Origin of the sequence: Comamonas testosteroni TK102 (assembly GCF_000739375.1) — a bacterium.
Lineage (GTDB): Bacteria > Pseudomonadota > Gammaproteobacteria > Burkholderiales > Burkholderiaceae_C > Comamonas > Comamonas brasiliensis.
This window is the reverse complement of sequence record NZ_CP006704.1, coordinates 3,975,256-3,986,465: the sequence shown is the minus strand read 5'-3', so window position 1 is coordinate 3,986,465 and position 11,210 is coordinate 3,975,256. Positions and strand designations below refer to the sequence as shown.

Annotated in this window: 11 protein-coding genes; 9 read left to right on the top strand and 2 right to left on the bottom strand. The window is 60.9% G+C overall.

Annotation, left to right across the window (positions count from 1 at the left end):
- The first annotated feature begins 173 nt into the window (after window positions 1-173).
- The 5 genes from O987_RS18000 (at window position 174) to O987_RS17980 (ending at window position 4,942) form a co-directional block, all read left to right on the top strand.
- Window positions 174-824 carry a PepSY-associated TM helix domain-containing protein gene (locus tag O987_RS18000; protein ID WP_003053550.1) on the top strand — a complete coding sequence of 217 codons (651 nt, stop codon included), beginning with the start codon at window positions 174-176 and terminating at the stop codon, window positions 822-824.
- 28 nt (window positions 825-852) lie between these two features.
- Window positions 853-1,374 carry a DUF2271 domain-containing protein gene (locus tag O987_RS17995; protein WP_003053552.1) on the top strand — a complete coding sequence of 174 codons (522 nt, stop codon included), beginning with the start codon at window positions 853-855 and terminating at the stop codon, window positions 1,372-1,374.
- A 164-nt stretch (window positions 1,375-1,538) separates the two neighbouring features.
- Entirely contained in the window at window positions 1,539-2,339 is an 801-nt protein-coding gene (locus tag O987_RS17990; RefSeq protein WP_003053554.1) for a DUF4198 domain-containing protein, read from the top strand.
- Window positions 2,340-2,423: 84 nt separating this feature from the next.
- Window positions 2,424-3,542, top strand: coding sequence for an FAD:protein FMN transferase (locus O987_RS17985; protein WP_235214179.1), 1,119 nt, complete (start codon window positions 2,424-2,426; stop codon window positions 3,540-3,542).
- Complete coding sequence (locus O987_RS17980; protein WP_043373880.1) at window positions 3,539-4,942, top strand: sulfite reductase subunit alpha; 1,404 nt, start codon at window positions 3,539-3,541, stop codon at window positions 4,940-4,942. Before O987_RS17985 ends, O987_RS17980 begins: the two co-directional genes overlap by 4 nt.
- A 157-nt stretch (window positions 4,943-5,099) precedes the next feature.
- Here the strand turns inward: O987_RS17980 and O987_RS17975 are convergent, their stop codons facing one another.
- Window positions 5,100-5,408, bottom strand: coding sequence for an SWIB/MDM2 domain-containing protein (locus tag O987_RS17975; RefSeq protein ID WP_003053560.1), 309 nt, complete (start codon window positions 5,406-5,408; stop codon window positions 5,100-5,102).
- Between O987_RS17975 and O987_RS29155 the strand changes: the two genes are divergently transcribed.
- Together O987_RS29155 and rraA are read left to right on the top strand one after the other, a co-directional pair.
- Window positions 5,326-5,595 (top strand): hypothetical protein, encoded by a 270-nt coding sequence (locus O987_RS29155; RefSeq protein ID WP_162473290.1) that lies wholly within the window; start codon window positions 5,326-5,328, stop codon window positions 5,593-5,595. The genes O987_RS17975 and O987_RS29155 overlap by 83 nt on opposite strands.
- A 91-nt stretch (window positions 5,596-5,686) precedes the next feature.
- Complete coding sequence (gene rraA, locus O987_RS17970; protein WP_003053562.1) at window positions 5,687-6,202, top strand: ribonuclease E activity regulator RraA; 516 nt, start codon at window positions 5,687-5,689, stop codon at window positions 6,200-6,202.
- A 13-nt stretch (window positions 6,203-6,215) separates the two neighbouring features.
- Here the strand turns inward: rraA and O987_RS17965 are convergent, their stop codons facing one another.
- Window positions 6,216-7,127, bottom strand: a complete 912-nt coding sequence (locus O987_RS17965) for a DMT family transporter (protein WP_043373877.1) — start codon at window positions 7,125-7,127, stop codon at window positions 6,216-6,218.
- Window positions 7,128-7,635: 508 nt separating this feature from the next.
- Here O987_RS17965 and aceA point away from each other — a divergent pair.
- On the top strand, window positions 7,636-8,967 hold the full coding sequence (aceA, locus tag O987_RS17960; protein ID WP_003053566.1) for an isocitrate lyase: 1,332 nt from the start codon (window positions 7,636-7,638) through the stop codon (window positions 8,965-8,967).
- Window positions 8,968-9,288: 321 nt separating this feature from the next.
- Window positions 9,289-11,208: a threonine--tRNA ligase gene (thrS, locus tag O987_RS17955; protein WP_043373875.1), complete on the top strand. Its 1,920-nt coding sequence runs from the start codon at window positions 9,289-9,291 to the stop codon at window positions 11,206-11,208.
- Window positions 11,209-11,210 lie beyond the last annotated feature (2 nt).

The window sequence follows — 11,210 nt, the reverse complement described above, 5'->3', positions numbered from 1 at the left end:
TGGTCATGACCGGGCGCTTTGTTTACGCCAGGTAAAGTAAATAGAAGTGATATGCATTTAGAATTTTGCGCAACTAGAATGCCGCCTTGCCGTGTACCCAAGGCCGGGCCTTGTGGCGCGATGTCGCGCAGGCCGGTTCGGCCCGGCGGCGATGCAATCCCAGAAAGTTCTGAATGACCGCGGCTTCCTCCAACGCTCCGCAGCGGGCGTATTGGCTCAAAAAATTACATGAGTGGCACTGGATCAGCTCCGCCATCTGTCTGATCGGCATGCTGCTGTTTGCCGTGACGGGGTTCACCCTGAATCACGCCGGGCAGATCGAGTCCAAGCCCAAGGTCGAATCGCGTGACGCACAGCTGCCCCCGGAATTGCTCGAAAAGCTCCAGCAAGCCCAGAAGCAGGGCTTGCTGGCTGCCGGCAAGGATGCGGTGGGTATGCCTGCCGATGTGGATGGTTGGCTGGCTCAGCAGATCAAGGTCAGTGCCAAGGGCTTTGCCGTGGAATGGAGCGAGGACGAGGCCTATGTGCCCATGCCGCGCCCGGGCGGCGATGCCTGGCTGCGCGTGGACCTGAAGGAGGGCTCGGTCGAGTACGAGAAGACCGACCGGGGCTGGATCTCCTACCTCAACGACTTGCACAAGGGGCGTAATACCGGCGGTGCCTGGAGCTTGTTCATCGACATCTTTGCGGTCGGTTGCCTGGTGTTCTGCATCACGGGTCTGCTGATTCTGAAGATGCATGCACAGCGCCGGCCGATGACCTGGCCCATGGTGGGTCTGGGGCTGGTGCTGCCGGCCCTGCTGGTTCTGCTGCTCGTGCACTGAGTCCAAGAATTTTGTGAAGGAAGAGAAAATGGCTAAGCGGATTTTCAAAACCTCGGTGGCATTGAGCGCCGTGGTGGGCCTGCCGGCACTCGCGGGCGGCATGAATGTGGCGGTGACCGTGCCCCAGTTGCAGGTGGCCGAATACCACAAGCCCTATGTTGCTGTGTGGCTGGAAAAGGCCGATGGCGGCGTGGCCGCCAATCTGTCCGTCTGGTACGACGCAAAGATGAAGAATGCCGAGGGCACCAAGTGGCTCAAGGACATGCGCCAGTGGTGGCGCCGTACGGGCCGTGAGCTGAGCTTCCCCATCGACGGTGTGACCCAGCCGACCAAGCCCGTGGGCAGCCATGCGCTGTCCTTTGCCGAAGGCAAGAACCCGCTGCCCCAGCTGGCTCCCGGTCAGTACAAGCTGATGGTGGAAGCCGCCCGTGAAGTCGGCGGCCGCGAGCTGGTATCCATTCCCTTCGAGTGGCCCGTCAAGCAGGCCACCAGCCTGAGCGCCAATGGCAGCACCGAGCTGGGCGCGATCAAGCTGGAATTGAAGCCTTGATCGCCCTCTGAGGCGCTTGGCCTAGGCGGCCCCGCGCCTTCCCCCTCTCTGCTTCGCGGAGAGGGGCAGCACCTTCGCTGCGAGGCGGCTCTTGTTCGGTGTTCCTGGCCTGGGCATCGCCTCATTTTCGGATTTGTCACCCTTTCTGTTTTCAAGGACCTGATATGAAGTTCCAAACTCGCGCCATCGTCGCTGCAACTCTGGCTCTGGCTGCCCTGGGCGCTCAGGCGCATGATCTGTGGTTCAAGCCTTCCAGCACCGTGCTGTCCAAGTCTGACTGGGTCACGGTGGATGCCGCCGTGTCCAACGATGTGTTCTTCTTCAACCATCGTCCGTTGGGTCTGGAGGCCGTCAAGGTGACCGCGCCCGATGGTGCGGCGGTGGAAATGAAGAATGTGGCCAAGGGCGAGCTGCGCAGCATGTTCGACTTCAAGCCCGAGAAGACAGGTACCTACCGCGTCACCATGCTGATGACCGGCGTGATGGGCGGCTACAAGGATGCCAACGGCCAGCCCAAGCGCCTGCGTGGCTCGGTGGAAGAAGTGCTCAAGCAGATTCCTGCCGATGCCAAGGAAGTGCGCGTGACCGAGAACCTGCGTCGCATGGAAACCTTTGTGTCCCTGGGCAAGCCCTCGGCACTGGCGCTGACCGGCAAGGGCCTGGAACTCAAGCCCGTGACCCACCCCAATGATCTGGTGGCCAGCGAAGAGGCGACTTTCGAATTTCAGATCGACGGCAAGCCTGCTGTGGATCTGGAGCTGGAGCTGGTGGCCGACGGCATTCGCTACCGCGACGGTGTGGATGCCACGAAGCTCAAGACCGATGCCAAGGGCCAGGTCAAGATCAAGTTCCCTCGCGCAGGACTGTTCTGGCTGAACGCCGATGCCACGGACAAGAAGACCAGCATCGCCAAGGCCACGGAGCGCCGCCTGGGCTATATCGCGACTCTGGAAGTGCTGCCTTAAGCGCTGTCGCTTGATGGACTGAATACGCGCCCGATCCGGGCGCGTCGTTGTTTTCACTGCTGTTGTGCCCTTGTCCGCATGCCCATGACCACTTCTGTCCGCGTACGCTTCGATGCCAGCCTCTGGCAACTGCCCTCATCCGAGGGGCAGAGCCAGGTGCATGAGCGGACGCCGGCGCCGGACTTCGGCGTGCAGCGCTGGAGGCCGGCAAGCCTGCAGCACCAGCAGGATGGGCGCATTCACCGCCTGTCCGGCCAGACCATGGGCACGCACTGGTCGCTGCGACTGGTCAACCCGGATTACCTGCCCATGGCGCCGGTGCAGGCGCTGTTGCAGCAGGTCTTTGAGGATGTCGTCGCCCAGATGAGCAACTGGGAGACCGATTCGCTGATCACCCGGTTCAATCGTTCAAGACCCGGTGAAATGCATGTGATGCCGGCAGAGTTTGCGCATGTTCTGGAGGCGGCCTTGCACTGGGCCCGATTGTCTGGCGCAGCCATGGATCCCTGCATGGGGGCGCTGGTCTCGCTATGGGGGTTCGGCCCACGTCAGAACCCCTTGCAGCCGCATCACGGGCAAACGCCGCCTGGTGATGAGATCCAGCGCCTGCTGCAGACCAGCGGCTGTCGTCATCTGCACTGGAATGCGCAGACCCGGCAATTGCAGCAGAGCGGTGGCCTGGAGCTGGATTTTTGCGGCATTGCCAAGGGCTTTGCCGTGGACTGGGCGGTGCAGAAGCTGCAGGCAGCAGGCTGGGCTGGGGGCCTGTTCGAAATCGGCGGCGAGCTGCGCAGCTGGGGGCAGAGGCCCGATGGCCGGCCCTGGCAGGTGCAGCTGGGCACGGGCGGCACTACCGAGGCGGAGTCCCTGATCGTGGCCTGCCGCGAGGGCGCTTTTGCCACATCGGGCGACTTCTGGCACCAGTTCACGCATGCCGGCAAGCGCTATTCGCACACGCTGGATCCGCGCACCGGCTGGCCGGTGGCGCATGATCTGGCCAGCGTCACGGTGTTTCATGAGGAGTGCATGCATGCCGATGCCCTGGCCACCGTGCTCACGGTGCTGGGGCCTCAGCAAGGCATGGACTTTGCCCTTCAGCATGGGATTGCAGCCGTGCTGACATCGCATCTTGCATCCGATGGCAATGAGACCCGCAGGCAGGTGATCAAGACACCCGCCTGGATCAACCAATTTGAGGCATGACAGTGGAATGGATTTTGACGCCCGAGCGCATCTATGGCGCCATGGGCCTGGTTGCAGCGTACGCCGGCATGTGCTGGGGTATCGGCTCCAGGGTACGCAGGCAGCGCCTGGTCGACGAAGCCCAGAGCCAGTTATCGCAGGGCGATGCCCAGGCGCCTGCCGTCCTGGTCGCCTATGCCAGTCAGACGGGGCAGGCCGAGGCTCTGGCCCGTGCCACGGCCAAGATGCTGGTCGAAGGCGGGCTTCAGGTGCGCCTGCTGCCCGTGGAGAAGCTGACGACCGAGCTGCTGCAGGAATATGCGCATAGCCTGTGGATGCTGTCCACCACGGGCGAAGGCGATGCGCCCGACCATGCGCTGGGCTTTGTGCAGCAACTTATGGCTGCGCAGCCCGTGCTGACCCGGCACCAAAGCCTGGTGCTGGCGCTGGGTGATCGCGAGTATCAGGAGTTCTGTGCTTTTGGTGTGCAGGTGCACGAATGGCTGCAGACCAGCGGCGCGCGCAGCGATCTCGTCTGTGTCGACAATATGGATGGGCCGAGTTTGCAGAGCTGGCAGGCCCAGGTCGGGCAGATAAGGCAGAGCCTGCTGGGCGAGTCTGCATCGGCTCAGGAGCTGGATGCAGACTGGTTGCAGGCACCGGCAAGCGTAGCTTTTGTGCTCAGCCGGCGGCATTTGCTCAATCCCGGCAGCCAGGGCGGGGCGCTGTATCAGCTGGAATGGACACCGCAGTCTGGCGAGCTGCCGCCGTGGGAGTCGGGCGATCTGGTGTCCCTGTGCGTGCCCGCCGATCCGGAGCGCGCACGAGACTATTCGATCGCCTCGATCACGGCCGACGGCAGTCTGCAGTTGCTGGTGCGCGAGAGCACGCGTGCCGACGGCTCGCCGGGGCTGGCCTCTCACTGGCTGTGCTGCGGCATGGCAGAGGGAGATGTACTGTCGCTGACGCTGCGCGAGCACCGTGGCTTCAGGCTCGGGGACAACGCTGGTCGGCCGCTGATCCTGATCGGCAATGGCTCGGGCCTGGCAGGCCTTCTCAGCCACATCAAGGCGCGTGTGCAGCAAGACCGAAATGATCAATGGCTGTTGTTCGGGGAGCGCAGCCCACAGCATGATGCCTTCTGTGCCGAGCAGTTGGCGGCGTGGGTAGAGCAGGGGCGATTGGCGCGGCTGGATCAGGCCTGGTCGCGCAACGGCAAGGACTCGCGCTATGTGCAGGATTTGCTGCGCAGCCATGCCGAGGAAGTCCGGCAGTGGGTGGAGCGTGGCGCGGCCATCTATGTCTGCGGCAGCCTCAATGGCATGGGACAGGGCGTGCATCTGACGCTGCAGGCTATCCTGGGCGAGGCCAAGGTGGCGGAGTTGCTGGGCTCGGGTCGCTACCGGCGCGATGTGTATTGAGCTCCTGAGATACACCACTTTCATTGCCGTGCAGGCATAGGCATGTCGCACGGTGGCTTTGCGGCAGGCCTGACGTTGGGCAGGGCCATCAGCCATCTCCAGAAACACAAAAAGCTGGCTCGTGCCAGCTTTTTTGTGGTCAGCGCAAGCGCAGTGCTTACTTGACGTGCTTGCCGATCAGGCCGGCCATCTCGAACATGGAGACTTGGGGCTTGCCGAAGACTTCCTTGAGCTTGGCGTCGGCGTTGATCATGCGCTTGTTGGCGGCGTCTTGCAGGTTGTTGGCCTTGATGTAGACCCACAGCTTGCTGATGATTTCGGTACGGGGCAGGGGGTCCTTGCCAACCACTGCGGCCAGAGCAGCGCTGGGTGTCAGGGGTTTCATGAAGGCAGCGTTGGGAGTGCGCTTCTTAGCGGCGGGAGCTGCTGCCGGTGCTGCAGCGGGTGCCTTCTTTGCAGTTGCCATTTTGCTTATTCCTAATTGGGTAGTGGACTTATCACCAGCGAAATACAGCTGCAATCCACTGGCTGAGTCTGATGCTAATGGCAAAAAATCTCTCTTCCAAGCTCGTCAGCTGTTTTTTTGCCTCGATTTGTTGATCTCGGGCCTTTTAGCGCCTGTTTTCATGGGTTTTTCCTCGATAGTGTTGTGAAAAAGTTGCTCTCCGTGGGTGCTCGCTTGTGCTTGTGCTAGTGCCCGCGCTGGAGGCAAGATGGGCGAAACCTGACCCTGTGGAGATTTTCATGAGCGATTCCCCGGCTTCTCTGCCCTTCAGCACCTGCGATCTTTGCGATGCGCATATCAGCGACGACAGCAGCGATTTCCGCGTCCTGCCACCCGTGTTCCACAGCTATGGAGCGAATGTCGGCTTCATGGGCGAGGTCAGCACCGTGCAATGCCTTGACGACAACAGCCTGGTACGGGCGGCGCTGGCCGAGCCCGGTGACGGCCGTGTGCTGGTGGTCGATGGCGGCGGTTCGCTGCGTCGTGCCCTGGTGGGCGGCAATGTGGCTGCATCGGCGGCCCAGAACGGCTGGGCCGGGGTGCTGGTCTACGGTTGCGTGCGCGACCTGGCCGAGTTGAAAGCCGCTTCCGTGGGGCTTTATGCACTGGCGCTCAACCCCATGCCCACGGTCAAGCAGGGTCAGGGACTGCGCGATGTCTATGTTCAGATCGCGGGCCTGTGGATTCGTCCGGGCGACTGGCTATATGCCGATGCCGACGGCATTGTGCTCAGCCGCCGCAACCTGCTTGCCTGATGGGCTGTGCAGCCTAGCGCCTGATCTGCAGCGGGCGGGGCCAGGTGGCAATCACCACGCTGCTCAGGGCGATACCGAAGGCCAGCAGCTGCACGGTGCTGATGCGCTCCCCAAGGGCCAGCATGCCCACCAGCGCCGCGCTGACAGGCAGCAGCACGGTAAAAATGCCGGCCTGCGATGCGGGCACGGCGCGTAGTCCCGTCATCCACAACCACACCGTCCAGACGCAGGCGGCCAGCGCGTAGAACAGCAGCAGGCCCCATGCAGGCGCAGAGACCTGGGAAAAATCAAACTGCCAGGCCAGATAGAGCCCGGCCGGGGCGGAGAGCGCAAAGCCCCAGAGATTGATCAGAGCGGTAATGCGCTTGGGGCTTACGCTGGCGGTGAGTTTTTTGCCGATCACGGCATATGCGGCTTCGCAGAGCACGGCGGCAATCAACAGCAACTGGCCCAGGCCTTGCTGAGTGGCGGGGGCAACGTTGCTGCCATCGGTTTTGCTCAAGGCGTTCAGTCCTATTCCGGCCACCGCGAAAACAATCGCTGTCCACGTACGTGCACCCACGGCCTCACGCAGAAAAAGCCAGCTCATGATGGCGACGGCGGCGGGAATCGCGGCCATGGTCACTCCGGCAGTGACGGCGCTGGTCATGGCCACGCCACTGATCATGCAGAGCGTGAACAGGAAATTGCCGAAGAGGGATTCAAAGAACAGCAGCCACTTGGTCTGCCGGGTCAGGGCCGTCTCATGTGCGGGGGCCTTGAGCCAGCCGAGCATGGCCACGGCGCCGATGCCAAAGCGCAGCCATGCCAGCAACATGACCGGAAAGATGGCTGCCAGAGGCTTGGACAGGGCCACATAGCTGCCCACCAGAGACATGCTGAGCGCCAGGCAGAGATAGGCAAGTGGGCGGCTGGGCGTGTGCATGAGGTGGCGGGATGAAGGTCAGAGGGAGAAGAAGGTGGCAAGGCAGTGTGGCAGGGCTGTTGCATGCTTTTGGCTCGGACGCAGGGAACTGTTGTTTTTTGGTTCTCGCGCGACTGGCGCCCTGTCTTTGCCGTGTCACCTGTTTGGGTTCAAGTGCGTTGAACCGGGCAAGGTGGCTGGCAAATGAGCGCTTCAGTGCATACGGCACGGCTTGTTTCGTGCCGCACCGGAGAGATTCCGGTTCTGATGGCCAGGAATGCGCCAAATTTTCATGAAGCAAGAATTCGATTCCGTATTATGAAAAAACGAAATGCTGCGCTGCCGCAAAATTTCTCGATATGAGAAATGTGTTTTCTTATTGTGAAAAATAAAAATAAGATGTTGATTTTGTTGAAATAAATTTCAGTCTTTTATAAGACATAAGACTCTGAGAAAAAGCGTTGCAGACATAAAGTAAATCCCAAGGACGAACACCAACCCATCTTGTTTAACCGCTAAGGAGTGCACCATGCCCCAATCCCTGACCCAGCAACTGAGCCGTGAACAGCAAATCGCAGCCCTCGAAAAAGACTGGGCACAGAACCCACGCTGGAAGAGCGTCAAGCGCGGCTACAGCGCCGCCGATGTGGTGCGTCTGCGTGGCAGCCTGCAGCCCGAGTACACCCTGGCCCAGCGCGGAGCCGAAGTGCTGTGGGACAAGATCAACGGCAGCTCGAAGAAGGGCTATGTGAACGCCTTCGGTGCCATCTCTGCGGGCCAGGCCATGCAGCAGGCCAAGGCCGGTCTGGAAGCTGTGTACCTGTCGGGCTGGCAAGTGGCTGCCGACGGCAACACCTCGGAGACCATGTATCCCGACCAGTCTCTGTACGCCTACGATTCCGTGCCCACCATGGTGCGCCGCATCAACAACACCTTCAAGCGTGCCGACGAAATCCAGTGGGGCAAGGGCATCAACCCCGGCGACAAGGAGTTCATCGACTACTTCCTGCCCATCGTGGCTGATGCGGAAGCCGGTTTTGGCGGCGTGCTCAACGCGTTCGAGCTGATGAAGAACATGATTCAGGCGGGCGCTGCCGGCGTGCACTTTGAAGACCAGCTGGCTGCAGTCAAGAAGTGTGGTCATATGGGCGGCAAGGTGCTGGTGCCCACCCGTGAAGCGGTCGAGAAGCTGATCGCGGCTCGCTTTGCCGCCGACGTGATGGGCGTGCCCACCATCGTGCTGGCCCGTACCGATGCCGAAGCGGCCAATCTGATCACCAGCAACCACGACGAGAACGACATTCCGTTCCTGACCGGCGAGCGTACGCAAGAAGGCTTCTACCGCGTCAAGAACGGCCTGGAGCAATCCATCAGCCGTGGCGTGGCCTACGCTCCCTACGCGGATCTGGTGTGGTGCGAAACCGGTGTGCCCGATATCGGCTTTGCCCGCGAATTCGCCCAGGCCGTGCATGCCGCCTGCCCAGGCAAGCTGCTGAGCTACAACTGCTCGCCTTCGTTCAACTGGAAGAAGAATCTCAACGACAGCCAGATCGCCTCCTTCCAGGAAGACCTGTCCGCGCTCGGCTACAAGTTCCAGTTCATCACGCTGGCCGGCATCCACAGCAACTGGTACAACACCTTCAAGTTCGCCCACGAGTACGCTCGCGGCGAGGGCATGAAGCACTACGTGGAAATGATCCAGGAGCCCGAATTCGCGGCACGTGACAAGGGCTACACCTTTGTCTCGCACCAGCAGGAAGTGGGCGCAGGTTACTTCGACGACGTGACCACCGTGATCCAGGGCGGCTCGTCCAGCGTCAAGGCGCTGACCGGCTCCACCGAGGAAGAGCAGTTCCATTGAGTTGCGATCAATCGTGATTCTGTCTAGGTAAAAAAGGGGTTATGCGCCCGGGGCGAAAGTCTCGGGCGCTTTTTTGATTGCCGGGTTAAAATGCCACGACTTCAATTCACAAGGGCGAGAAAGGCATCAACGGTTATGACACCGCGAACTACATCGGAGATGTATTTCAGCTGCTGATGGCAGCTGGCGGTTCGCGCCTGCCCGAGATTTCTCGACATCCTCATCAAAGCGCGGACTGGTTCCGCGCTTTTTGCTTTCAGGCGATTCCAAAGCTCTGGCGCTGGCTTTCCCCCACACAAATTTGGTTTGACAAGGAATTTCATGATCAACATCACGCTCCCCGATGGCTCCAAGCGCGAATATCCAGGTCCGGTTTCGGTCGCTGAAGTCGCTGCTTCGATCGGCTCCGGCCTGGCCAAGGCCGCACTGGCCGGCAAGATCAACGGCAAGGTCGTGGACACCAGCTTTGTGATCGAGCAGGATTCGCCGCTGTCCATCATCACCGCCAAGGATGCCGATGGTCTGGAAGTGATTCGTCACTCCACCGCTCACTTGCTGGCGTATGCTGTCAAGGAGCTGTTTCCCGATGCCCAGGTCACCATCGGCCCCGTGATCGAGAACGGTTTCTACTACGACTTCTCGTACAAGCGCCCCTTCACTCCCGAAGATCTGGCTGCCATCGAAAAGAAGATGACCGAGCTGGCCAACAAGGACGAGCAGGTGGTGCGCCGCGTGCTGCCTCGCGACGAGGCCGTGCAGTACTTCAAGGGTCTCGGCGAAGCCTACAAGGCCGAGATCATTGCCTCCATTTCCAGCAACGAGGACGTGAGCCTTTACCGCGAAGGCGCTTTCGAGGATCTGTGCCGCGGCCCTCACGTGCCCAGCACTGGCAAGCTCAAGCACTTCAAGTTGATGAAGGTGGCCGGTGCCTACTGGCGTGGCGACCACCGCAACGAGATGCTGCAGCGCATCTACGGTACCGCTTGGGCGACCAAAGACGAGCTTAAGGACTATCTGTTCAGGTTGGAAGAAGCCGAAAAGCGCGATCACCGCAAGCTGGGGCGCGAGCTGGATCTGTTCCACATCGATGAGCATTCGCCCGGCACCGTGTTCTGGCACCCCAAGGGTTGGGCGGTCTGGCAGCAGGTCGAGCAGTACATGCGCCGCGTCTATCAGGACAACGGCTACCAGGAAGTCAAGGCTCCGCAGATTCTGGACAAGGGCCTGTGGGAGAAGACCGGCCACTGGGACAAGTATCGCGAAAACATGTTCACCACCGATTCGGAAAAGCGTGAATATGCCCTGAAGCCCATGAACTGCCCGGGCCACATCATCATCTTCAAGCAAGGCATCAAGAGCTATCGCGATCTGCCGTTGCGCTTTGGCGAGTTCGGCAACTGCCATCGCAACGAGCCCACCGGTTCGCTGCACGGCATCATGCGCGTGCGTGCCTTCACCCAGGACGATGGTCACATCTTCTGTACCGAAGACCAGATCCAGGCTGAGGTGACGGCTTTCACTTCGCTGCTGCAGAAGGTGTATGCCGACTTCGGCTTCACCAATATCCTGTATCGCCTGTCTACCCGTCCCGAGAAGCGCATCGGCACCGATGAAGCCTGGGACAAGGCGGAGAACGCGCTGGCCGAGGGTCTGCGCGCATCGGGTTGCGAGTTCGAGTATCTGCCTGGCGAGGGCGCTTTCTACGGCCCGAAGATCGAGTACACCCTGAAGGATGCGCTGGGCCGCGAATGGCAGTGCGGCACCATCCAGGTGGACCCGAACATGCCCGAGCGTCTTGATGCGGAATTCGTGGGCGAGGATGGCGAGCGCCATCGTCCCATCATGCTGCACCGCGCGATTCTGGGTTCGCTCGAGCGTTTCATCGGCATTTTGGTCGAGCATCACTCGGGCGCGCTGCCTGCCTGGCTGGCTCCCGTGCAGGCTGCCGTGCTCAATATTACGGACGCTCAGGCCGACTATGCGCAGGAAGTTGCGCAGAAGCTGCAAAAAGCATTGCCGAATCAAAGCCTTAGGGTAGTGACAGATCTGCGCAATGAAAAGATTACGTATAAAATACGCGAGCATTCCATGCAGAAGCTGCCCTACATCCTTGTCGCGGGCGACAAGGAGAAGGCCGCTGGTGCGGTTGCAGTGCGCGCCCGGGGTAACAAAGACCTCGGAGTGATGTCGGTTGATGCATTCATTGAATTGCTCGCCAAGGACATCACGGCCAAGGCCTGAAG